Source organism: Streptomyces sp. NPDC001732 (genome assembly GCF_053596315.1).
This window is the reverse complement of the sequence record NZ_JBSFFY010000006.1, coordinates 86,404-110,136: the sequence shown is the minus strand read 5'-3', so window position 1 is coordinate 110,136 and position 23,733 is coordinate 86,404. Positions and strand designations below refer to the sequence as shown.

The 23,733-nt window shown below is 73.6% G+C and carries 18 protein-coding genes and 1 pseudogene; 7 read left to right on the top strand and 12 right to left on the bottom strand.

The features are described from left to right. Positions 1-75: 75 nt before the first annotated feature. Together ACWCXX_RS09425 and rbsD are read left to right on the top strand one after the other, a co-directional pair. Positions 76-996, top strand: a complete 921-nt coding sequence (locus ACWCXX_RS09425) for a ribokinase (protein ID WP_451125742.1) — start codon at positions 76-78, stop codon at positions 994-996. Beyond that, complete coding sequence (gene rbsD / locus ACWCXX_RS09420) at positions 993-1,382, top strand: D-ribose pyranase (protein ID WP_451125741.1); 390 nt, start codon at positions 993-995, stop codon at positions 1,380-1,382. The genes ACWCXX_RS09425 and rbsD overlap by 4 nt, the downstream gene beginning before the upstream one ends. Before the next feature lie 63 nt (positions 1,383-1,445). On the opposite strand, the gene ACWCXX_RS09415 is transcribed toward rbsD, so the two are convergent. From ACWCXX_RS09415 to ACWCXX_RS09390, 6 genes and pseudogenes are all read right to left on the bottom strand, one after another. After that, on the bottom strand, positions 1,446-2,099 hold the full coding sequence (locus ACWCXX_RS09415; protein ID WP_451125740.1) for a class F sortase: 654 nt from the start codon (positions 2,097-2,099) through the stop codon (positions 1,446-1,448). A gap of 134 nt (positions 2,100-2,233) precedes the next feature. Further along, complete coding sequence (locus ACWCXX_RS09410; protein ID WP_451125739.1) at positions 2,234-2,659, bottom strand: hypothetical protein; 426 nt, start codon at positions 2,657-2,659, stop codon at positions 2,234-2,236. Positions 2,660-2,785: 126 nt separating this feature from the next. Further along, on the bottom strand, positions 2,786-4,843 hold the full coding sequence (locus tag ACWCXX_RS09405; protein WP_451125738.1) for a sensor histidine kinase: 2,058 nt from the start codon (positions 4,841-4,843) through the stop codon (positions 2,786-2,788). After that, complete coding sequence (locus ACWCXX_RS09400) at positions 4,830-5,543, bottom strand: response regulator transcription factor (RefSeq protein ID WP_451125855.1); 714 nt, start codon at positions 5,541-5,543, stop codon at positions 4,830-4,832. The genes ACWCXX_RS09405 and ACWCXX_RS09400 overlap by 14 nt, the downstream gene beginning before the upstream one ends. Positions 5,544-5,691: 148 nt before the next feature. After that, a pseudogene (locus ACWCXX_RS09395) lies at positions 5,692-6,024 on the bottom strand (endonuclease/exonuclease/phosphatase family protein); the annotation flags it as partial. Positions 6,025-6,100: 76 nt separating this feature from the next. Beyond that, positions 6,101-7,945 carry an AAA family ATPase gene (locus ACWCXX_RS09390; protein WP_451125737.1) on the bottom strand — a complete coding sequence of 615 codons (1,845 nt, stop codon included), beginning with the start codon at positions 7,943-7,945 and terminating at the stop codon, positions 6,101-6,103. Between the two features lie 405 nt (positions 7,946-8,350). On the opposite strand from ACWCXX_RS09390, the gene ACWCXX_RS09385 reads away from it, so the two are divergent. Next, on the top strand, positions 8,351-10,489 hold the full coding sequence (locus tag ACWCXX_RS09385) for a tetratricopeptide repeat protein (protein ID WP_451125736.1): 2,139 nt from the start codon (positions 8,351-8,353) through the stop codon (positions 10,487-10,489). Positions 10,490-10,504: 15 nt separating this feature from the next. On the opposite strand, the gene ACWCXX_RS09380 is transcribed toward ACWCXX_RS09385, so the two are convergent. Then, positions 10,505-11,902 (bottom strand): hypothetical protein, encoded by a 1,398-nt coding sequence (locus ACWCXX_RS09380; RefSeq protein WP_451125735.1) that lies wholly within the window; start codon positions 11,900-11,902, stop codon positions 10,505-10,507. 664 nt (positions 11,903-12,566) lie between these two features. On the opposite strand from ACWCXX_RS09380, the gene ACWCXX_RS09375 reads away from it, so the two are divergent. The 4 genes from ACWCXX_RS09375 to ACWCXX_RS09360 all read left to right on the top strand — a co-directional run bounded on the left by ACWCXX_RS09375 (position 12,567) and on the right by ACWCXX_RS09360 (position 17,221). Then, positions 12,567-13,391 carry an SAM-dependent methyltransferase gene (locus ACWCXX_RS09375; RefSeq protein ID WP_451125734.1) on the top strand — a complete coding sequence of 275 codons (825 nt, stop codon included), beginning with the start codon at positions 12,567-12,569 and terminating at the stop codon, positions 13,389-13,391. Between the two features lie 155 nt (positions 13,392-13,546). Beyond that, complete coding sequence (locus ACWCXX_RS09370) at positions 13,547-14,386, top strand: SAM-dependent methyltransferase (protein ID WP_451125733.1); 840 nt, start codon at positions 13,547-13,549, stop codon at positions 14,384-14,386. Positions 14,387-14,648: 262 nt separating this feature from the next. Next, positions 14,649-15,962 carry a cytochrome P450 gene (locus tag ACWCXX_RS09365; protein ID WP_451125732.1) on the top strand — a complete coding sequence of 438 codons (1,314 nt, stop codon included), beginning with the start codon at positions 14,649-14,651 and terminating at the stop codon, positions 15,960-15,962. After that, positions 15,959-17,221, top strand: a complete 1,263-nt coding sequence (locus ACWCXX_RS09360; protein ID WP_451125731.1) for a cytochrome P450 family protein — start codon at positions 15,959-15,961, stop codon at positions 17,219-17,221. The genes ACWCXX_RS09365 and ACWCXX_RS09360 overlap by 4 nt, the downstream gene beginning before the upstream one ends. Positions 17,222-17,347: 126 nt before the next feature. On the opposite strand, the gene ACWCXX_RS09355 is transcribed toward ACWCXX_RS09360, so the two are convergent. The 5 genes from ACWCXX_RS09355 to xylB form a co-directional block, all read right to left on the bottom strand. Continuing rightward, entirely contained in the window at positions 17,348-17,884 is a 537-nt protein-coding gene (locus ACWCXX_RS09355; protein WP_451125730.1) for a DUF4232 domain-containing protein, read from the bottom strand. Between the two features lie 235 nt (positions 17,885-18,119). Next, entirely contained in the window at positions 18,120-19,487 is a 1,368-nt protein-coding gene (locus ACWCXX_RS09350) for a cytochrome P450 (protein ID WP_451125729.1), read from the bottom strand. Between the two features lie 287 nt (positions 19,488-19,774). Continuing rightward, positions 19,775-20,623, bottom strand: a complete 849-nt coding sequence (locus tag ACWCXX_RS09345; protein WP_451125728.1) for a hypothetical protein — start codon at positions 20,621-20,623, stop codon at positions 19,775-19,777. After that, positions 20,623-21,900 (bottom strand): VWA domain-containing protein, encoded by a 1,278-nt coding sequence (locus tag ACWCXX_RS09340; protein ID WP_451125727.1) that lies wholly within the window; start codon positions 21,898-21,900, stop codon positions 20,623-20,625. Before ACWCXX_RS09340 ends, ACWCXX_RS09345 begins: the two co-directional genes overlap by 1 nt. 132 nt (positions 21,901-22,032) lie before the next feature. Next, positions 22,033-23,514 (bottom strand): xylulokinase, encoded by a 1,482-nt coding sequence (gene xylB / locus ACWCXX_RS09335; protein WP_451125726.1) that lies wholly within the window; start codon positions 23,512-23,514, stop codon positions 22,033-22,035. Between the last annotated feature and the right edge of the window lie 219 nt (positions 23,515-23,733).

Sequence of the window (23,733 nt, the reverse complement as noted above, 5' to 3'; positions counted from 1 at the left end):
GCGACCGGTTCTCCCGGACGCGTCCGGTTCTTCTGAACACGCCCCAGCAGTGCCCGACCACGGAAAGCAGGAACCATGCACGACAGCGACCACGACCGGTACGACCTGCTGGTCGTGGGCTCCGCCAACGCCGACCTGGTCGTCGGCGTCGAACGCCGCCCCGCACCCGGTGAGACGGTGCTCGGCTCCGACCTGGCCGTCCACCCGGGCGGCAAGGGCGGAAACCAGGCGGTCGCCGCCGCCCGCCTCGGGGCCCGCACGGCCCTGCTGGCCCGGGTCGGCGACGACGCGCACGGCCGTCTGCTGCTGGAGTCCCAGCGGGCGGCGGGCGTCGACACCGGCGGCGTACTCGTGGGCGGGGCCCCCACCGGCGTCGCGCTGATCACCGTGGATCCCTCGGGCGACAACAGCATCGTGGTGTCGCCGGGGGCCAACGCCCGCCTCACCCCCGAGGACATCCGGGCGGCCGGTTCCCTGTTCGCCACCGCCCGGGTCGTCTCCGTACAGCTGGAGATCCCGCTGGAGACGGTTGCCGAGGTGGCGGCCGCGATGTCGTCCGGCACCCGGCTGGTGCTGAATCCGTCCCCGCCCGCGCCCCTGCCCGACCGGGTGCTGGCCGCCTGCGACCCGCTGGTGGTCAACGAGCACGAAGCGCGTTACATGCTGGGCGAGGCCGCGGGCACCACGCCCGGGGAGTGGGCACGCGCACTGCTCGGGCTCGGCCCGCGGTCGGTCGTGATCACGCTGGGCGCGGCGGGGGCGCTCGTCGCGGACGTCCGCACCGGCGACGTCGTACCCGTGCCGAGCATCGCGGTCGAAGCGGTGGACACGACCGGGGCGGGCGACGCGTTCACCGCGGCCCTGGCCTGGCGGCTGGGCCTGGGCGAGGAACTCGCCGAAGCCGCCGCGTTCGCCGTGCGGGTGGGCGCGGCGGCCGTCACCCGGCAGGGCGCGCAGGCGTCCTTCCCGACCGCGGCGGAAGTCCCGGCCCCGTGAAGAAGGCCGGAATCCTCAACCGCCACCTCGCCGGGGCCCTGGCCGGGCTGGGCCACGGCGACGGGATGCTGATCTGCGACGTGGGCATGCCCATCCCGGCCGGTCCGCACGTCGTCGACCTGGCCTTCCGGGCCGGTGTCCCGTCGTTCGCCGAGGTGCTCGACGGCCTGCTGGACGAACTCGTGGTGGAGGGCGCGACCGCGGCGGACGAGGTGAGGCAGGCCAACCCCGAGGCCGCGCGTCTGCTGGCCGCCCGCCTCCCGGGCCTCGCCCACGTACCCCACGACGAGCTCAAGGCGCTCTCGGCGGGGGCCCGGCTGGTGGTGCGGACGGGGGAGGCCCGGCCGTACGCGAACGTGCTGCTGCGGTGCGGGGTCTTCTTCTGAGCGCACTGGCTCACGACGCGCCCCCGTCGCGCGGCTCCGGAACGAGGACGGCACAGGGTTTCCTCAGCTCCGGTTCGCGTACACGATCAGGTTGTCCACCGGGTGTCCCCGGTCGTCGAAGGCGCCGTCGCAGGTGATGAGGCGCAGGGTGCGGGCGTTGGTGGGGCCGTAGACCTTCTCGGTCGGGAACGCCTTCTTGCTGACGGTCTCGGTGCCGGTGACCCTGAAGTGGAGTTCGGCTCCGCGGTCGTTGTGGATCGTGATGTCGGCGCCCTTGCCGATCTTCTTCAGGTCGTGGAAAACGGCCTTCCCGAACCGGGTGTCGTTGTGTCCGATGACGACCGCGGCACCGGGTTCGCCGGGAGCGGCACCGCCCGTGTACCAGCCGGCGGTCATGCCCTTCTCGGCGGGCGGGACCTCGACGGTGCCGTCCTGGTTGAGGCCGAGGTGCATCAGCTCGCTGTCGATCCCGAGCGACGGGACGGCGATGCGGACGGGGACGGCCGCCGAGGAACGGGAACCCCCGGACCTTTCGGCCCCGTCGGGCCCGGTCCTCTTCGACCCGGCCCGTTCCCGGGCGTCGGGGCGGGTGCTCGCGCTGCTGCCCGGCGCGGTGGCCGACGGGTCGTCCGTGGTGCCCGAGGAACAGCCGGTGAGGACGAGGCAGGCGAGCACGGGCAGCGCGGCGTGGCGGAGCGGGAGCGGCGTACGGAACATGGGGCTCCAGGTCTGGGCGGGGATCGGCAGTGGCGCCGCCCGGAAACGGACGGCGCCACGGGGACGGACGGCGACGGTGGACACCCCGGCCGCCTCGGCGACCGGCCGGCCTCCCGGGCCGTGGGACGGGTGGGTCAGCCGTTGCGCTGTGCGGCCGAGCGGCGGCGCAGTACGACGGTGCCCGCTCCGGCGAGCAGCAGCGCTGCGGCGGCCGATCCCGCGATCGCGGCGGTGTCGTCGCCGGAGGTTCCGGCGATGCGCTCGCCCGCGTCGACGCCACCGCGCGGAGCGGGGGCGGCCGATCGCCCGGAGCCGTCCTCGGCCACCGCGGGAGCGGGGCTGTCACCGGCGGCCACGCCTCCACGGGGCGGCACGGCCGGCTGCGGTTCCGCCGCGGGAGCGCTGGAGGGCTCACCGGTGCGGGCCGCGGCGGACCGCTCGACGGCCGGGGCCGACGGCGAGGGCGCGGAGTCGGCGAAGGCCGGGGCGGACGGCACGAGCACCGCGCCCGCCGCGACGGCGGCGAGGACGGCGGTGCGCAGGGACAGGCGGTTGGGCATGGGTCAGGACTCCATTCCAGGTCGGCCTCGGGGGGCACCCGGAGACCGGTTCGCACCGGGTGCGAGGCATGCCGACAGGCTGGCGTGAAGTTATGAAGAAGCTGTCAGAACGTTGTGGTCATCGCATCAGCCCCGGTCCGTGCCCTTCGAAACCCTGCCGTCGGCTCCGTCGCCCGCTCCTTCCGGCCGGCCCCTCACGGGGGAAGCCGGGCCCGTCGGCAGCCGGAGCGTGAACACCGACCCCTCGCCCTCGGCACTCACCGCGCTCGCCGAACCCCCGTGTGCCTCCGCCAGCTTCCGTACGATCGCCAGCCCCAGCCCACTGCCGCCGGTACGGCGACTGCGCGACTTCTCGGCGCGCCAGAAGCGGTCGAAGACGTGCGGCAGGTGCTCGGCCGAGATGCCGCTGCCCGTGTCGGCGACCTCGACGACCACGACTTCTCCGTGCGCGAGGCCGTCCCCCGTCCCGTCCGGCGGCGCCCCTTCCGCAGCCGCCCCTTCCGTGGACGCCCCGGAAACGTACGCGCGCACCGTCACGCGTCCGCCCGCCGGGGTGTGGCGCACGGCGTTGGAGACCAGGTTGCCGATGGCCTGACGCAGCCGTACGGGGTCGGCCCACAGCACCGGGGCGGGGGCATCGGCCGCCGCTGGTGCCGAGAGCGCGACCCCCGCCGTCTCGGCCCGTGCCTGGTGCGCCGCGACCACCTGCGCCAGGACGTCCTCGACGCGCACCGAATCGGGGTGCAGCCGCAGCGCGCCCGCGTCGGCCGCGGCCAGGTCCTGGAGGTCGTCGATGATGTGCTGCAACTGCACGGCCTCGGTGTGGAGCGAGGAGATGAACGCCGGATCGGGCTCCGCCAGCCCGTCCTGCGCGGCCTCCAGCCAGCCCCGGATGTTGCTCAGCGGCGTGCGCAGCTCATGGGCGACGTCGCTGACCATGTCCTTGCGCTGCGCCTCCAGCCGCGTGCGATGGTCCGCCATGTCGTTGAACGCGGCGGCGAGACGGCCGATCTCGTTGTCGTCGGTGACCAGCACGGGCACGGAGTCCTCGCCGTCCCGCATCCGCTGCGCCGCGCCGGTGAGCGCGTGCAGCGGCCGTACGAGCCGGGAGCCGGCGAGGACCGTGGCACCGACGGTGAGCGCCAGGACGAGGGCCGCCGCGCCCGCGATCCTCGCCGTGTTCGCCGGGGAGAGGTCGAAGCCGGGCACGGTCGCGTCGCCCTCGTCACCGATGAACAGCAGCGCGGGCGAGGCGACGTAGGAACTGAGCTGTTCACGGCGGGCCGTGCCCACGCAGGAGGCGGTGGCCCGGTCGTCCGCGCCGGTCCGGACGCTCGGCGCGGGCGAGGGGACACGGGCGTCCTCGGCGGGCACCGGCCCAAAACCGCCGCTCCAGGACAGGTCGAGATCGAGCCGGACGGCCGTACGGCCCTGACGTTCGAGGCAGGCGTTGGCGAGCTGGTTGAGCGCGTCCAGGGCCTTGCGTTCGGTGGCCGTCGGCCCGTCCAGGTCCTCGGACGTGCACCGGGTGCCCTGCGCACGCTCCGGGTCGTTGCCCACGATCTGTACGCTCGGGCGCCCGCTCGGGCTCCGGACCACGTCCGCCGCGACCCCGGCCTCGTTCAGGCACGCCACGCTCCGGTCGGCCGCCCGCCGCAGGGCCGCGCGTTCGGCAGCGGGCAGCAGGAACGGGCCCACCGCACGCGGATCCACCCGGTCGGCCGCGGCGCCCGACCGGTCGACCGTCCGGGACAGGGCCGTGTCCACGGACAGCGGGTCCACGACCGCCGACGCCCGGTGCGGCAGCGCGGGCGGCGAAGGCCGGTCGGCGGAGTCGGCGAGGGGACGGCGCTGCTCGGTGGTGAGCGCGATCCGGCGGCCCGACCGACGCGCCAGGTCGCGGACGGTGCCCTCGACGCCCTCCCACGTGGGATGGGTCGCCGCGTATCCGAGCAGGGTGTTGTAGATCCGGGCGTCGGCGGTGAGGTTCTGGCCCTGCTCCTGCTTGATGGCACCGGAGGTGGTCTGCACGGCGATCCAGGCGGTGGCCGCCACCGAACAGGCGGCCACCAGTGCGGACACCGCCAGCAGCCGGCCGAACAGGCTCTTGCGCAGCGGCAGTCGGGCCCGCTGCCGTCCACGCCGGGCGGCGGCGGACTCGCGCCCCCGGTCACGACGACGCACGCGTGGCCTTCCGCGCCGGGTCCGTCAGCTTGTAGCCGACCCCGAAGACGGTGAGCAGCCGGGCCGGTCGACGAGGAGCGGGTTCGATCTTCTTGCGCAGGTTCATGATGTGCACGTCGACGGTGCGGAAGCTGACGTACCGGTCGAAGCCGTGCAGTTCCTCCAGGAGCCGCTGCCGGGTGAAGACCCGCTCGGGCTCGGCCGCCATGGCGGCGAGGATCCGGAACTCACCGGGCGTGCACTCCACGGCCAGGTCCCCGACCGACACCTCGTGCCGGTCGGGGTCGACCGTCAGCGCACCGACCCGCAGCACCCGGTCCGCCACGGGCCCGGCCCCCGCCGAGCCCCGCCGGCTTCGGCGCAGCAGCGTCCGCACCCGGGCCATCAGCTCGCGCGGGCTGTACGGCTTCGTCATGTAGTCGTCCGCGCCGAGGTCCAGGCCCAGCAGCAGGTCGTCCTCGGTGCTGCGGGCCGTCAGCATCAGCACCGGCACCTCCCGGTGCTCGGCGCGCAGCACCCGTACCACGTCCAGGCCGTCGGCCCGCGGCATCATCACGTCGAGTACCAGCAGATCGGGTTCCCGGTGCCGGACCTCGGCGAGGGCCGCGAGGCCGTCACCGACGACCGTGACCGTGTGGCCCTCGTGCTCCAGATAGCGGCGTACGAGCTCGGCCTGCTTCTCGTCGTCTTCGGCGACCATGACATGTGCGCACACGGAACGATCGTAGATGAGCTCAACAGGGGCCTTTCCGGCCGTCGGAGAGCAACACGCCGCCCGGGGAACGGGGATGCCCCGCCCGCGCCGGAGACCGCCCGGCGCCCCCGCTCCACGGGCCCTCGCCGCGGGGCTATCGTGCCGAAGTGACCACCGGATAGTGGTCGGAGAGGTTGGTGTACGTGTAGCTCGTGCCCCAACTGCTCACGGTCCAGGGCGCGCTGCTCTCCTTCACCACCTCGTTCGTCCACCCGGACGGCTGCACGTGCCCGGCGCGGTGCAGGACGTGGTCGAGGTCCTCCCGGGGGTCGTCGGGGTAGCGGTCGGTGGCGATCGAGTTGTCCCGCGTGTCGAAGGAGTACGGGTGCCCGGTGCGCGCCGGGGCCGGGGACAGTCCGGCGTCGGCGAGCATCGAGGAGTACTCGGCGGAACGGAAGTCGACGTTGAAGTCCCCGGCCACGACGGTACGAATGAGGCCGGGAGCCGATGAGTCCGTGCCCGGCCGGGCGTGGGGCGCCGAAGCCCGCGCTCCGGCCGGGTGTTCACGCCGCCGGGTCCCCGTGGGATTCCATGAGCTCCTGATGGGCCGCCGCCACGTCCGGGGCGAGCACGGTGACGATCTCCTCCCGGGTGGGCGTCGTGCCCGTCGCGTGCTCGGCGTACAGGCGCAGATCCCGTTGTGCGGCGGTCTTCTGGCAGAGCTCACGGGCGAACCGGGCATTGCCCAGGGTGTCGGCCATGCCGCCGTCCACGGCCGTCGCGAAGATGGCGCCGAGCGCGGCCGCCGCCTCCTCGTCGGGTTCGTCGCCCTGACCGGCCAGGACGGACCGGGCGATCAGGAGCAGCTCCTGCGCGGAGTACGAGGGGAAGTCGACCCGGGTGTTGAACCTGGACACCAGCCCCGGGTTGGCGGCGAGCAGCCCGGTCATCTCCTCGCGGTACCCGGCGAGCACGACGACGAGCCGGTCCCGGTCGTCCTCGGCCCGCTTCAGGAGCACCTGGAGCGCCTCGTCGCCGAACGCGTCGCCACCGCTGTACCCGCTGTTGGACAGGGCGTACGCCTCGTCGATGAACAGCACACCGTTCAGGGCGGAGTCGATGACCTCGCTGGTCTTGATGGCGGTGGACCCGAGGTGCTGGCCGACGAGATCGACGCGCTGGGCCTCCACGACATGGCCGGACCGCAACAACCCCAGCCCGGCGAACACCTTGCCGATGATGCGGGCGACGGTGGTCTTCCCGGTGCCGGGAGGGCCCGCGAAGACGAAGTGCCGGGGCCGGGCGCCGCTCGGCAGCCCCTGCTCCTCCCGCAGCGCCGCCATGCGCAGCTGCGCGATCAGCGTGAGGACCTGCCGCTTCACCGGCTCCAGCCCGATCATGCCGTCGAGAGCCTGCTGCGCCTCGGCGAGCAGCCGGTCCCGCTCCTCCTGCGACAGCTCCTCCCCGTCGCCCTTCACGGAAGCCTTGCCGGCGCCTTCGCCGGTGCCCGGGACGGCAGGCGGGGCGGCAGGCGGGACGGTCGGCCTGGAGACGGGCGCGGCAGGGCGGGACTCCGTCGTCCCGGCGGAGGGCGGGGAAGAGGGCGAAGGGCCGGAGGGGGAGGACGTCTCGGCCACGGACGCGGCCGTCGGCGCAGTGGAACGCGCCTGGGCGCGCACATCCACGTCGAAGAGGCCCGGAGCGCACCGGAACGCGTACTGGTACCGCTTCAGCGCCTCGTCCGCCCGGCCCAGCGACTCCAGGGAACGCCCCATGAAGTACTTGACCTCGGCGTCGAAACGGCTCCCGGCCTCCAGCTTCCTCGGCAGCTCCGCCAGCACGTTCAAGGATTCGTGGCAGACCCCCTGCGCGAACAGCGAGGCGCCGACGTACAGCTGGGCCTCGTCGTACAGGAACGCGTCCTGGATTCCCGGCGCGAACCGCAGCACCAGCGACCAGTCCTCCTTGAGGAAGGCGTACCGGGTGCAGACGAACCGGGTCTCGTCGCAGTCCAGCTGCGCCGTGGAGAGCCCGGCCCACGCCTCGTCGAGCCGGCCCGCGTCCAGCAGCGCCGCCTGCGCCGCCACCCAGAGGTCACGGGCGTTCTCCAGCCTGAAGGTGACGTAGTGGCCGAGCTGGAACCGGGACCGGAGCGGCATCCCGAACTTCGTGCGCAGCGCGCCGAACGAACCGGAGCTGCGGAGCATGCCCTCCAGCGCCTCCTGCTGGCGCTGCCCGGTCGCATGCAGCCCCAGCCAGGCGTCGGCGGCGAGCGGATCGTGCGTCGTGGCGAGGGAGAACCGCTCGGCCGCGGCGGCCATGTCGCCCTGGTGGAACAGGGCCATCGCCTGCTGCCAGGCCTGCTCGGCCTTCCTGGCCGAGCCACGGTGTGCGGCTGCTCCCTGCACGGTTTCTCCCCTCGACGGCCGCGGGCCCGCCGCCGACGGCCGACGGGGCACGCCGTGATGACCTGGAACAACCGCCAGGATATCCAACGGGACGTACGCCCCGTCGGCACATCCGGAGCCGCTTCCCGCGAGGGCCGGCGGCGGGGGGCGGGGAGCCGACGGGGCCCGGGAACGACCGGAACACGAGGGCCGGATGCGCAGATTGCGCCGGGAGCGCCCGGGATCATCATGAAAGGCCGGTGTCCGGGTGCGCGGGGAGACGGTCCGATCCGGACTCCTGACGATCATCATCGCGATGCCCAGGGGATATTGGCCCGCCGGACGTTAACGTTGATCCGCACGGCGGCAGCGACGGTGCCGGGGAGGGCGCACCGCGCGGAACGCCGGGAACGAGGAGTGCGCGACATGCTGGATCCCACTTCGGTGGCGGCGATCTCGGCGGTACTCGGTGCGGTCGGCTCGGGGATGGCCAACGAGGCCGGAAAGTGGGCCTGGGAGTCGACCGGCGGCGTCGTGCGGAGAATCGTCGGCCGGGAGGTCCCGGCCCCCGCGGCCCGGGAGGAGCGGGACGACGTGGCCCGCATGGTGCACGAACGAGTCCGGGCGGACCCGCAACTCGCGGCGTCCTGGCGTTCGTTCGCATCGAGGGTGGGCGGCGGGGCGAGCCCGTCCCGGCCGGTGCGGTCGCACCTTCCCACCTCCATAAGGTTCTTCACCGACCGCAAGGAGGCGCTGCGGCAACTCCAGCGGGAGGCGACCCGGCGCGCGGACGGACGGCCCCGGGCCGCACTGGTGCACGGCCCGGACGGCATGGGATCCAGCACCCTCGCCGTGCACTACGGGGCACAGTCCGCCCGGCTCTTCCCGGACGGCCGGATCTACGCCGACCTCGGCGGCGGCAGGGCGGGCGGCGCCCGCGCCTGCGGAACCGCGCTGCGTGTCCTGCTCCGCCAACTGGGCGTGCGGGACGAGGAGATGCCGCCCGCCACCGAGCAGCTCGGCGAGTTCTTCCGCCACCACGTGGCCGACCTCGAACTCCTGGTCGTGCTCGACCACGCCTGCTCCGCCTCGCAGGTGCGGCCCTTCCTCACCTCGGCACCCGGGGTGTTCACGATCGTGGTCGCCCGGAACCCCTTCCCGGGCATCGACGCCGTGCGCGTGCCCGTCGGCCCGCTCACGGACAAGGACGCGGTGCGCCTGCTCACCGACATCACCGACAAATCCACCGTCGCCGCCGCCCGCGCCACGCTGCCCTCGCTGCTCGCCCGCTGCGGCGGTTCGCCGTACGCCCTGCGGGCCGCGGCCCACCAGCTCTCCGCCCCCACGTCCTCGCCGCGCGCCGCCGGGACGGACGGCGACCCGGTGGGCGGGGCCGCCGAGGACAACTACCGGCTCCTGGCACCGCAGTCCGCGCGGCTGTACCGGCTGATGGCGTTGCGCGCCTGGCCCGCCTTCGACGCCGCGACCGCCGCACGGACCACCGGCGAGGACCCCGCGGCCACGGCGGAGCGCCTGGAGGACCTCGCGGACCGGATGCTCCTGGAACACCACGGAACCGGAACCGGCCGCTACCACTACCGTCCCGGCGTCCGCGCCCACGCCGAGAAGGCGGCGATCCGCGAGGACGGCATCGCCGCGTGCTCGGCCGCTCTCGGCCGCACGCTGGGCGCGTACGCCGACCTGGCGGCAGCCGCCGCCCACCAGGCGCTCCCGGAGAGCTGGCGCGTCCCGGCACCGCCCGGGGACCGGACCGGACAGCGGTACGAGGACCGGGGCGCCGCCCTCGGCGCGCTGCTCGCGGAATCGGGCAACCTGGTCGAGGCGGTGCGCTGCGCCGAGGAGTCCGGCGACCCGGACACCGCCGTACGCCTGTGCCGTGCCCTGTGGCCGCTCCAGCTCAAGGCGGGCCACCACGAGACGCTGCTGCCGGCCCTCCGGACCGGGGCGCGCCTGGCCGACACCCGGCTCCCCGCCGGTCCCGACGCCGGAGCGCTCCACGCACAACTCGCGCACTCCCTCACCGAAACGGGAGGCTGGGAGGAAGCCGAGGCGGAGGCGCGGGCCGCGGCCCGCGCCGAGGAGGCGACGGGCCACAAGCGGGGCCACGCCTCGGCCGTCGAACTCCTGGGGCTGCTGAGGCTGCGCCAGTGGCGGTACCAGGAGGCGTACGACTGCTTCGAGGAGGCCGGCGGCATCCTGGGCACCATGGGCGCACAGGACGAGGGGACGGGCGACGTGCCGCGCGCCGAGGCCCTGCTGGAGCGCCACCGCGGCCGGGCGCTGCGCGGACTGGGGCGGCGTGAGGAGGCCCGGCGGCGGCTGGAGACCGCGCTGGCGTACTTCCGGCCGGACGACGGATCGGACGGCGACACGTACAACACGGCCCGGACGCTCACGGACCTCGCCGAGACCTGGCTGGACGAGGAGAACACCGAGGCGGCGCTTCCGCTGATCGAGTCGGCGATCACGACGCTCGACGGCCAGCGGGCGGAGTACCACCTGTCGCATCTGCGGCGCATGCGGGACCGCTGCGTGACCTCGTAACCCCGGGGCCGGTCCTCAGCTCCCCGGACCCCGCGGCGCCGGGGGACCGACCCGTACGCGCTGGACCCGGTCGCCCGTCCGCAGGACGAGCCCCTCGGCCACCACCCGCGCCAGTCGCGCGTGGGCGGTGGCCGCGTCGTGGCCGTCCGCGGCGAGCCAGGCGTACAGGGCGGAGGCGTACGCGGCGGGGTCCGTCGCGCAGACGTCCTCCGTACCGGCGGCGGGCACCGCGGTCAATTGCAGCGGCTCCCCGCCGCGCACCCGCACCACGCACGCGGACGGCCCGGTGACGTAGGCCGCCAGGGAGCAGTCCCGATGGCGGCGGAGCACCTCGGCGGTCCAGCCCGACGGGGACCCGAAACGGGGATCGTCGGGCGCCCCGTCGCGGAAGACGACGTCGGCCAGGTCCAGCCGGTCCACGTCCCGGGTGTCCTCGTGCACCGCGACGTGCAGTTCCCCGCCGTCCTGCGGCCCGGTCACCGGCCGGGAGCCCGCCCACCGGCCGATCGCCACCTCTCCCGGCCCGAGGACCCGCGACAGGACCCACAGCGGGACGGTGACCCTCCCCGACTCGTGCTCGGGCAGCGGGAGCGGCGTCAGCGAAGCGGGCCGTTCGGGCTCTGGTTCGCCCATCATCGAGTAGAAGAGCCTCCGCAGCCGTACCGCGGACTCGCCCGGCACGGAGGTGGTGAACTCGGCGGGACCGGACAACGGCCGGTGTCGGCGGAGGAGTTCCGCGAGTTGCGGGGCGAGCGGCGCGTCGGGATCGAGCTTCGGAGCCTCCCGCATGAACGAGGAGATCGGCGCGTCCGGGTCGAGTGCGTCGAGCGGTGCGGAGGCCAGGAGCACGGGAGTGCCGAGGGCGGCCGCGTAGTAGGTGACGGAACCGTGGTCCCCGATCACGGCGTCGGCTGCCAGCAGGGCCTGCCGCCACCCCTTCAGCGGATCGACCAGGGTCAGTCCGGCGCGGCGCGCGCGATCGAGCCAGGCCCGGATCTGGCCGGGGCCGTGACCGTGCCAGACATTGGGGTGCAGTACGGCCGCGAACCGGAACTCGTCCACGGGGAACTCGTCCGCGATCCGGTCCAGCAGCGCGGCGACCATGTCACCGCCCCCGCCGCCTTTCGCTCCGTCACCGAAGAGGGACCCGGAATCCCAGGTCGAGTTGAGCAGGACGAGCCGCTGCCCGGACCGCACCCCCAGCGCGCGGCGGAAGCGTTCGCGCCGGGGCCGTGCGGCGAGCACGCGGTCGAAACAGGGATCCCCGGCCAGCACGGCGGTCGGCGCCGCCTCCGGGCAGGCGAGGCGCAGACGGTCGTGCTGTTCGGGATGGGAGAGGACGAGCGCGTCCGCGACGGGCCGGCCCCGCGACAGCAACCACTCCGGCGCGAGCCCGAAAACGGGCGCGGGCACCGCACCGCCCTCGCCCTCGGCCCGGTGTCCGGTGTCCGGTGTCCGGTGTCCGGTGTCCGGTGTCCGGTGTTGCCAGCCTTTTAGTGTATCCAACACCGTGCGAGAGGACGGTCAACTTCCCGGAGAAGACGTCCAGTCGACCACCGAAGCTGGCGGAGATCACCAGGTCCGCCTCCGTCTCGGCGGCCTGCTCCCACGGCAGCACCGGCACCCCGACGTCGGCCAGCAGCTCGGCCGTTCCGGCCGCGAACGCGGAGGAGCCCGTGCAGGTCGCCAGCAGCTGGACGCGCAGGTCGTCGTCGAACAGGGGCAGCACGTCGAGCAGTCGCGTCGCGGAGGTCACGTTGTGCACGACGACGAGGACCCGCAGGCACTTCTTCCGGGTCGTCCAGCGCGCCGCGTCGTCCCCCACCGGCACCCGGAGCCACCCGGTCCGACCGCGCTCCATCCGTACCCCCCTCGTCCCTCGTCCGCCCGGCCCGCCCCGGGGAACCCTGCCGGCCGCCCGGTCGGCCGTGACAGTCAATCAGCACGACCGCCGGGCCCACCACCACGGGGTGGAGCGGGGCCGGCGGGCACCGGGCGGGGCCTGGGGCGCACGATTCCCGAGACGTCCAGGTAGGTTGAGGGCACAGCTTGATCGCTTTCGCGTCCGGAGGTCCCCATGAGTGAGCAGCAGCCGTCCGTCACCCCTCCCGCCACGCCGCTGTCGGAACGGATCGACACCACCAGGCCGCATTCCGCCCGCTTCTGGAACTACTTCGTGGGCGGCAAGGACAACTACGAGGTCGACCGGGAGACGGGCGACCAGATCAGGGCGCTCTTCCCGGGGCTCGTCGATGTGGCGGTGGCCGGGCGGCAGTTCCTGCGCCGTTCGGTGAGCCACCTGGTGCAGGAGCGGGGCATCCGGCAGTTCCTGGACATCGGGACGGGGCTGCCCACCGCGGACAACACCCACCAGGTGGCCCAGGGCATCGCGCCCGAGGCACGCATCGTGTACGTGGACAACGACCCGCTCGTGCTGGCGCATGCCCGTGCGCTGCTGACCAGCTCGCCCGAAGGGGTCACCGACTACGTCGACGCGGACCTCTACGAGCCGGAGGCCATCCTCGCCGAGGCCGCGAGGACGCTCGACTTCGACCGGCCCGTCGCCCTGATGCTGCTCGGCATCCTCGGGCACGTGAGCGACTTCGGGCAGGCCCGTGAGGTGGTCGGCCGGCTGATGGCGGGACTGCCGTCCGGCAGCCACCTCGTGATGTACGACGGGACGCGGACCAGCGACGGCATGATCGCCGCCGAGAAGGCGTACATGGAGAGCGGCGCCGTGCCGTACTACGTCCGGGAACCCGACGAGATCGTCAGGCTCTTCGACGGGCTGCGGATCCTCGACCCCGGGTTCGTCCGGCTCAGCGAGTGGCGGCCCGACGCCGACAGCGCGACCGTGCCCGCGGACGTCGACGCCTTCGGCGGGATCGGCGTCAAGGAGTGACCCGTACGGCACCACCGGGGGCTGTCCGCCCCCGGCCTGCCGTGCGGTCCTGCGGGTGACCGCTCCTCGGGGCCGTCGGCACGGGGAACCGGCCGCACCCGCAGCAGGAGCAGCGACAGGACCGGGACCGACCCCATGGCAACGGGGAGCGCCACATGACGGGGCACGAGTCCGATGCGCGGCAGACCGGTGCGCACCGCATCGACACCACCAGGCCGCACTCCGCACGGGTGTACGACTGGTTTCTCGGCGGGAAGGACAACCACCCCGCAGACGAGGAGCTCGGCAGACGGATCGCCGCACTGTCGCCGGACACGAAGCGGATCGCACGCCACAACCGGTGGTTCATGCACCGCGCGATGCGCCGGCTCGCGGGGGAGGAGGGGATCCGGCAGTTCCTGGGCATCGGCTCCGGCATCCCGACCGAGCCCAACCTGCACCAGATCGTCCAGGGCGTGGCACCCGCCGCCCGGGTCGTGTACGTGGACCACGACCCGACCGTCCTGGCCCACGCCGAAGCCCTGCTGAGCGGCACGTCCGAAGGGACGACGGCGTATCTCGACGCCGACGCGCGGGAGCCGGAGCGGATTCTGGAACTCGCCGCCGGTGTGCTCGACTTCGACCGGCCCGTCGCACTGTCCCTGATCGCCCTGCTGCACTTCGTCGAGGACGGCGAGGGGAAGGGGCTCGGGGCGCACGCGCTGGTGGAACGGCTCATGGAGCGGCTCCCCGCCGGGAGCTGTCTCGTCCTGTCCCAGCTCACCGGTGACTTCGACCCCGAGAGCGTGGAGAAGGGGGTGGCCACGTACGCGGCGGGCGGTGTGACGCTCGTACCGAGGTCGCACCGGGGCGTCAGCCGGTTCTTCGACGGGCTGGACGTGATGGCACCGGGCGTCGTCCAGGTCGTCGACTGGCATCCGGAACTCGACGTCGGCGAACTCCCGGTGGAGACCCGGCCGGTGCCGATCTACGGGGCGGTCGCCCGCAAGCCGTAGTGCACGGCGGACGGGCGGGCACGTACGGCGGCAGCCGTTTCCCCGGCGTCGTGGCACGGCGGACCCTTCGGCGAGGCAGAACCTTCGGCGAGGCAGCGCCTTCGACGGGACAGGCGTCAAAATCGGTCGATGCCGATCGAATATGTGATGGCAACGCTCTCGATTGACTCCTAAAGGCTTACAGGACTTCCCTATAGTGAAGCCGCGTTGATCAATCGATCGCCGCAACGAGCGAAGCCCTCGTCACAGGAGACCCCGTACGATGACGCCGCCCGCCTCCGTTGTGCCCGAACACCCGGCCGTGTCCGGTGCGACCACCGGCGGTGGCTGCCCGGTGCGCCCCGGTGGATCGGCCGTCCCGCTCAGCGGACCCGAATTCCACACCGAACCCCACGTCGTCTACCGCGCCATGCGGAACGAGCACGGGCCCGTCGTGCCCGTGGAACTGCCCGGCGGGTTCCCGGCCTGGCTCGTCGTCGGCTATCGCGAACTCCACCAGGTCACCAGCGACGGCGAGTTGTTCCCCCGGGACGTCGCCCTGTGGAACCAGTGGGGGAACGTCCCGGACGACTGGCCGCTGTTGCCCATGGTCGGCCGGCCGATGCCGTCCGTCTACTTCACCGCCGGGGCCGAGCACCGGCGCCACGCCGCGATGGTGGGGCACGCGCTGGAGGAGGTCGAGCACTTCGAACTCCGCCAGGGCTGCGAGGAGTTGGCGGACCGTCTCGTCGACGGCTTCTGCGAACGCGGTACGGCGGACCTGATCACCGATTTCGCCGTACTGCTTCCCGTGCTCGTCCTCGCCCGGCTGGTCGGCTTCCCCGACGCGGACGGGGCACGGATCGCCGGGGTGCTCAGGGACCTGGCCGACGGCGGCCCCGACGCGCAGGAGGCCCATCTGCGGTTCGGGGAACACATGGGGCGCCTGCTAGCGGCCCGCCGCGTCGCGCCCGGCAACGACGTGGCCTCCCGGATGCTCGCGTACCCCGGCGAGTTCACCGACGAGGAGTACGTGCTCGACCTGATGGCCATCACGGCCGCGGGGCACCTCACCACCGCCGACTGGATCGGCAACTCGCTGCGCCTGATGCTCACCGACGACGATTTCGCCGTGGCGCTCTCCGGCGGACGGCACAGCGTCGCCGAAGCCATGAACGAGGTGCTCTGGGAGGAGTGCCCCACGCAGATCCTCGCCGGCCGCTGGGCAACGCGCGACACCCGGCTGGGGGAGCGGGACATCCGGGCCGGGGACATGCTGCTCCTCGGACTGGGCGCGGCCAACACCGACCCGCACGTCCGGCAGCACCTCTCGACCGCGGGAGGGCCGTCCGGCCGCGGCGGCAACGAGGCGCACATGGCGTTCAGCCACGGCGAGTACCGCTGTCCCTTTCCCGCGCAGGAGATAGCCGAGATCATCGCCCGTACCGGGATCGAGGTGCTGCTCGACCGGCTGCCCGACCTGGAACTGTCCGTTCCCGCCCGGGAGCTGGTGCGGCGGCAGTCCGCCTTCCTGCGGGGGATGACCGCGTTGCCCGTCCGGTTCGCCCCCGTACGACCGACAGGAGAATTCTCTTGAACTGTCCGCACGCCGCCGCCCGGGAAGACGCTTCGAACGACCCGGTCCTGGTCGTCGACCCCCTGGTCCAGGACCTCGACGGGGAGACGGCACGCCTGCGCGACGCCGGCCCGCTCGCCAGGATCGAACTGCTCGGCGTACCGGCCCTGACCGTCACCCGGCACGCCCTGGCCCGCCAGCTGCTCGTCGACCCGCGCCTGGTGAAGGACATCGACGCCTGGGGACTCTGGCAGCGCGGGGTGGTCACGCACGACTGGCCGCTGATCGGCATGATCGACGCCGGGCGTTCCATGTTCACCGTGGACGGCGCGGAGCACCGACGGCTGCGCACCAAGATCTCCCAGGCACTCACACCGCGCCGACTGGAGGAGATGCGCCCGGAGATCGAGAAGTTCACCGAGGAACTGCTCGATGCCCTCGCCGAGCACGGCGAACGGAGCGAGGACGGCGTGGTCGACCTCAAGACCGTGTTCGCGCAGCCGCTGCCGATGCGGGTCGTCGGCATGCTGATGGGCGTGGACGAGGCCGAACACCCCATGCTGATGAAGCGGTACAAGGCGTTCTTCTCCATGCTCACCCCGCAGGAGGAACGCCTGGCGCTGCTGGCCGAACTGGACGACTTCTACACCGACCTCGTGCGCGAGAAGACCGCGCGGCCGACCGACGACCTCACCAGCGCGCTCGTCCTCGCCGAGGAGGGCGGCGAACCGCTCACCGAGGAGGAGGTGGTGGGCAACCTCAAGGCGATGGTGGCAGCCGGGCACGAGACCACCATCGGGCTGATCCTGAACGCCGTGCGGGCCCTGCTCACCCACCCCGACCAGCTGCGCAAGGTGCTCGACGGCGAGATCCCGTGGGAGACGGTGATCGAGGAGACCCTGCGCTGGGACACCCCCACCACCCATCTGCTGATGCGGTTCGCCACCGAGGACATCCCGGTGGGAGACGACGTGATCCCGAAGGGCGAGGGCGTGGTGATCTCCTACCGCGCCATCGGCCGCGACGCCGAGCAGCACGGAGCGGACGCCGACGCGTTCGACGTCACCCGGCCGACCCCGATCCGGCACATGACCTTCGGCCACGGGCCGCACATCTGTCCCGGCGCGGCGCTCTCCCGCGTCGAGGCAGGCATCGCCCTGCCCGCGCTGTTCGAGCGCTTCCCCGCACTGCGGGCGGCCGTCCCGGACGAGGAGATCCGCAAGCTGCCGGTGATGACGCAGAACGACATGGCGGCCTTCCCGGTCGTGCTGCACGGCTGACGGGCGGATCGAGCCGTGCCACGGTGCCGGCCGGCGTGGGTGGCGAGGGTGGTCCGCCGTGCGCGGCCGGGGCTCCCGGCCCGTGGCCGGCCGCCGGTGGCACGGCCTGCGGTCCATGGCCGCCCGTCAGCCCACCGCGTCCGCCAGGGCACGGTCCGCCGCGGCGCTCGACTTCTGCCACAGGGTGGTGACCGGCTCCCACACATGGACGCCGCCGGGCATGCCCACGGTGGCCCCGTCGAAGGTGACGCCCAGGTGGGAGGGGTCGGCCGCCACGGAGAGACTGCCGACGACGTGGCCCTCGGAGGCCGCCGGGTCCGCGGTGCGCAGGGCCGCGTAGGCCCGATCGCCCGCCGAGAGCGCATAGGGGCCGCTCTCGGCGGGCGGCACGGTCTGGGCGGAGCCGTCCAGACCCCTGAAGGTGACCGTCGGGATCCGGTCGACCACGCAGGCCCGGTTGCCGTGGTTGGTGACGCTGATCCGGGCGACGTTCCGCTGTCCGCCGGGTGCGGCGTGCACGTCGAGGGTCTTCTCCTGGCACGTCGCGAGACGCCGCGCAGTTCCGGCGGACGCGGTGCCTGCCGTCACCGACATCGCGGTGCCGGTCAGCGCCAGGGCTGCCGCGACGGAGAGGGCGGGGGTGAGAGCGGAGCGGAGGCGCATGGTGTTTCTCCCGTCGGATCGACAGCCTGCGGATACGGCCGAGCGGCCAGGCGGCCGGAGCGGCCGACATGGACAGTGTGAACCAAATGACACGATCCTCGCGACAGATCGGACATGTCGGTTCGATGTGTCCGGTGCCCGGACGGCGCGCGGAGCGACCCCCGGGACGGCGCAGGGACCCGGCCGCAGGCCCCGCGCCGCCCGCCCCGTCACCGTGCCCGCGCCACCCCTCCCGTCACCGTGCCCGGAGCGTCGCCAGCACGTCCCGGTCCGGCTGCATGGTCAGACCCGGTACGGGACCGACGGTGCCCGGGTCCACGTCCAGTTCGAAGCGGCGCGCCAGCACGGCCAGGATCAGCACCGCCTCGACCATCGCGAACCGGGCGCCCAGGCACACCCGGGGGCCGCCGCCGAAGGGGAACCAGGCGTACTCCGCGATCTCGTCGCCCTCCTCGGGGTCCCAGCGCTCGGGGCGGAACTCCTCCGGCTCGGGGAACCACCGCGCGTCGCGGTGCGTCACCCACTGGCTGGTCCACACCCGGGTGCCCCGTGGCATCGGGACGCCGCCGATCCGCGCCCCCTCCTTGGCGACGCCGGTGACCAGCCAGATCGTCGGATGGAGCCGCAGTGTCTCCTTGACCACGGACTGGGTGTACGTCAGTCGGGCGTAGTCGTCGAACCCCGGCTCCCGGTCGCCGAGGACCCGGTCCAGTTCCTCGGCGAGTGCGGTGCGCACCCGCGGATTGCGGGACAGCAGGTACCAGGCCCACACCAGCGTGGAGCTGGTCGTCTCGTGCCCGCCGATGTACAGGGTGACCGTCTCGTCCCGGATCTCCTGGTCCGTGAGGTGCGCGCCCGTCTCGTCGATCGCGGTCAGCAGCCGGCTCAGCAGGTCGGGGCGCTCGTCCCCGCCGTCGCGGTGGCGGGCGACGACCCGGGCCACCTCGGCGTCGATGACCGCCGAGGCCTTCTTGATCCTGGCCCGGCCCGGCGTCGGCACCCAGTCCGGCAGCAGCGCGCCGATTCCGGCGAACTCCCTGCCGATCTCCCGCTGTGCCACGTCCATCGCCCGGCCCATCGCCTCGGTGTCGGCCGGGGTGTCCACACCGAAGATCGTGCGGACGGCGATCCGCTGCGTCAGGGCGGCCATCTCCCGCTTGACGTCGATGCGTTCGCCGTCCGACCAGGTGTCGGCCAGTTCCACCGCGCTGCCCGCCATCGTCGCCGCGTACGACCGCACCTGTCTGGGGCGCACGGAGGGCTGTACCAGGGACCGCTTCCGCCGCCAGTCGGCGCCGCGGGCGACCACCACGCCGTTGCCCATCACGGTACGGAAGGCGATGCCCAGTGCGGGCTGGTCGAAGGTGCGTTCCGTCTCGGTGAGCAACTCGCCTATGCAGTCCGGATCGGCTATGTACACGCACGGGTTGCGGCCGAACCGCCAGCCGACCATGTCCCCGTGGCCGTGCAGCCGCTCGAAGAAGGCGAGGGGGTCCTTCGCGAACTGCGGCATGCTCCCGAGGAACGGCAGGCCCTTCGGCCCCGGCACGATCGTGTGGCTCCGCGGCTCGGCGTCGACGGCCGGGCCGGTCTCCGTGGACATGAAGGTCTCCGCTCCCTTGTGGCGCACCCGATGCGGTGCGCAACGACCTGACTTCGGCGATCCCGTACCGGTGGCACAGGTCATCGGCCCTGTGCGGTACGTGAGTTGACGAGACTAGGGCATGCTTCGGAAGTAGCGTCGTCCGCCCGGAGAGCGAGGGGGCGTCGGGGAAGCGGGGAAGCGGGGATGAGGTGGGGAGGGAAGGGGCGGTGTTCCGTCCCCGCCGGACGGGCTCCGAGGGGTTGAGCCCGTCCGGCGGGGCGGGACGCCGGTGCGGCAGGTGCGGGTCAGGCGCCCGGCGGGACCCTGGACGGGCGGCCGGTGCCACGGGTGAGGGAGTACCCGAAGACCGCCGCGAGCGCCCCGAGGACGCCGCCGGCCACCGTCCACAGCCAGCGGTCGGTCCACCAGCCGGAGGACCAGCCGTCCTCGGGCCCGTCGGCGGACGACGCCTCGTCCGACGTGCCGTCGTCACCGGCGGCCGAGTCGTCGGAGGCCTGCGCGACGGAGGACACGCCGGGGACCAGCGGTTCGGCGAGCGTGCCGTCCACGTCACCGGCACCACCCTTGTCGACCGAGGTGGCCTCCACCTCGGCCCGTACCGGCAGACCGAGGTCGGACGGGGGAAGATCGACGACCGTGAGGCGTACGTAGTAGCTGCCCGGCAGCGGGTCGTCGGCCCACGGCTCGGACCAGGCACGGACGGTCCGCAGGACGCAGGCCAGCTCGACCGTCGACGCGTCGGCCGCCGCCTTTCCGGTCTGGCGGCCGTACATGCACGCCTGGCGGCGCCGCAGCCCGTCGTACACGTCGACCTGCCACGTCGAGGCGCCGTGCCGGGTGGCGCTCTCGGGCAGGGTGATCTTCGCCTTGACGGTGGCCCGCTGACCCGCGTCGGCGGGGAAGACCCAGTACAGGTAGTCACCCGTGGACGCCTCGGCGGTGGCGGTCTGCCCCTGCCGGATCGCCGTCGCCGTACGGAAGGTGGTGCCCGCCTCGGTGGGGCCGGCCGATTCGTCGGAGGCGCTCGGGCTCGGGCTCGTCGACGGATCGTCGGCCACCGCGGCGCCCGCCGGGGTCAGCAGGGCGAGCCCGGTCAGCAGCGCGGCCGTGAGGGCGCGTGTCGTCCGCTTCATCAGTTGGTCCTCCAGACGGCGATGCGCCAGCGCGAGATCCAGCCGAACACCAGGCCCACGACCAGTCCGGTGAGGACCAGCACGCCCAGCAGCCACCAGCCGCGGCCGAGGCCGAAGGCGGCCACGTCGGCCGCGTCGTCCGGCGCGTCCACCAGGTCCACGGTCAGCTCGACCGGCATGCCCGGCGCGGTCTTCACCGAGGCCGGTGCCGAGAAGGAGTTGCTGACCTGGAGGCACACGGTCTCGGCGGCCGGCTTGTCGTCGCTGTCCGTCTCGGCCGATCCGGGCTTCGGGTAGCGCAGACCGGAGGAGATCGCGTCGGTGCGTCCGGTGCCCGACTCCGAGCCCCGCACGATCTCCCGGCCGTGCACGGTCAGCGCCCGCAGCAGCACGCCGTAGTCGTTGTTCACGGCACGGTCGGCGAACACGCTGACCGAGGTGCGCAGTTCCTGGCCGGGCAGCACGTCCACCCGGTACCAGCGGTGCTGGCCGAACTTCTGGCGGTCGGTGTACAGACCGGCCTTGAGCTGCGGCGCGGTGGAGCACCGGTCGGTGCCCTCGGTCGCCACCGGCGTGACGACGGGCTCGGCGGCCCGGTCCACCAACTGCTTGACGCGGCCGGAGAGTTCGTCGGTGTGCTGGACTGCGGTGTAGGTGCCGCCGGTGGCCTCGGCGATACAGGTCAGCTGCTCGCGGATCTTCGCGTTCGGCACCAGGCCCAGGGTGTCGATGACGAGATGGATGCCGCGGGCCGCGATGTCACGGGCCACCTCGCACGGGTCGAGCGGGCCGCAGGTGTCCTCGCCGTCACTGATCAGGACGATCCGGCGGGTGGAGTCACCGCCTTCGAGGTCGTCGGCGGCGCCCAGCAGGGCCGGGCCGATCGGGGTCCAGCCGGTGGGGGCGAGGGTGGCGACGGCCGTCTTCGCCTCGGTGCGGTCCAGCGGGCCGACCGGGTAGAGCTGCCTGGTGTCCTTGCAGCCCACCTTCCGGTCGTCGCCGGGGTAGTCGGCGCCGAGCGTCCGGATGCCGAGCTGCACCTGCTCGGGAACCGCGTCCAGGACCTCGTTGAACGCCTGCTTCGCCGCGCTCATCCGGGACTGGCCGTCGATGTCGCGGGTCCGCATGGAACCGCTGACGTCGAGCACCAGCTCGACCTTGGGGGAGGCTTTGGCGGGGGCTTCGTCGGCGGCGGCGGGGATCGCCGAACCGAGCCCGGCGGTCAGGGTCGCGAGCAGAATGCCCACCCCGGCCGTCAGCCTTTTTCTTATGATCATCGCCGGATAGTAGTGAAGACGGCTTCGCTTCCCCAAACCCGCCCCGGGCGCCCGGAGCGCGGGACGCACGAGGCGCACGGAGGCCCGGGGCGGGGCGCACCGGGCGTGCGGGAAGCCGGGGGAGACGCGGAGTCAGCAGCCGCCCAGCAAGGGGCCCGTGGCCCGCTCCAGCACCGAGCCGATCCGGTCCCAGGCGGCCGAGTCCCGTGGGACGGCGGGCAGTCGGGTGTCCTCGCCGGTGCCCCAGCCGGCGGCGATCGCGACCGGGTCCGCCCCGCCGGCCGCCGCGGCGGCCAGCGCGGCGGCGCCCAGCGCCACCAGTTCCTCGCCGCCGGGCACGATCACGGGCCGCCCGGACAGCCGACGTACCGTCTCCACCCAGACGCGTCCCCGGGCCCCGCCGCCGATCAGGCGCAGGGGCCGGGCGGCCACCTCGGGGGCGGCCGGGTCGAGACCGCAGGCCCGCAGCAGTTCGTCCAGGGCGCGCAGCACGGTGAAGACGGCGCCCTCGTAGGCGGCGCCGAGCAGTTGCCGGGACGTGGTGTCGTGCCGGAGCCCGGTGAGCAGACCCGCGGCGGTGGGCAGATCGGGGGTGCGTTCGCCGTCGAGGTAGGGCAGGAGCACCGCCTCGCCGCCGGGCGCCGCGTCGTCACGGTCCAGGCCGAGCAGCGCGGCCACCCGGTCCACGGCGAGCGTGCAGTTGAGGGTGCAGGCCAGCGGGAGGTAGGTGCCGTCCGTCCCGGCGAAGCCGGAGAGGGCCGGTGACGCGGGCCGGGTCCGGGAGGCGGCGAAGACCGTGCCCGAGGTGCCGAGGCTGAGGACCGGATGGTCGAGCAGCCCGGCACCGCCCAGCCCGAGTCCGACCGCGGCGCCCATGTTGTCCCCGGTCCCCGCGGCCACGGCGATCCCGGCGGGCAGGCCCAGCGCCTCGGCCGCCCGCGCGGTCAGCGAGCCGGCGCGCGCCGCCCCGGATCCGGCCGGCTCCGGCAGCAACGCGGCGTCCAGGCCCAGGAGTTCGAGGAGTTCCGGGTCGTAGGCGCCGGTCGCGGTGGAGTACCAGCCGGTGCCCGAGGCGTCGCCGGGGTCGGTGACGGCGACGCCCGCGAGGCGCTCGGTCAGGAAGTCGTGGGGGAGGCGCACGGCGGCCGTCGCGGCGGCATGGTCCGGCTCGTGCTCCCGCAGCCACTGCCACTTCGACGCGGTGACGGAGGCCACCGGCACCGATCCGGTCCGCGCGGTCCAGGCGTCCGGCCCGCCCAGCGCCGCGGTGAGCGCGGCGGCCTGCGGGGCGGAGCGGGTGTCGTTCCACAGCATCGCGGGACGCAGCGGACGGCCCGACCGGTCGAGGACGACCAGCCCGTGCTGCTGCCCGGCGACCGCTATGCCGGTCACCTCCGACGGGGCGGCCCCCGACTCCGCGAGCCCGGCGGCGACGGCGTCGCACAGCGCCCGCCACCACTCCTCCGGGTCGCTCTCCCGGGCCCCCGCCTCCCCGTCGACGGTGTGCGGCGCGCGGCCGACGGCCAGCAGCCGGCCGCTCCCGGCGTCGACGAAGGACGCCTTGGTGGACTGGGTGGAGCTGTCCACACCGATGACGACGGTACGCGGCGGCATGACGCCCTCATTCCTCTGTCGCGGGACCAGCGGTATTTGATCGTGCGCGAAACAAATTACGTGATCGAATCCGCCCCGCACAGGGGCGTTCCTGGTCCTCGGCACGGTGGCCTCGGTTCCGGCGGGCCGGGATGCCGAATGCTGCGGCGCAGGAGAGCGGGCGGTGGCGAGGGGTTACGCGTCCGAGGCCGGCCGTGCATGATTAGTCATGGCAATGAA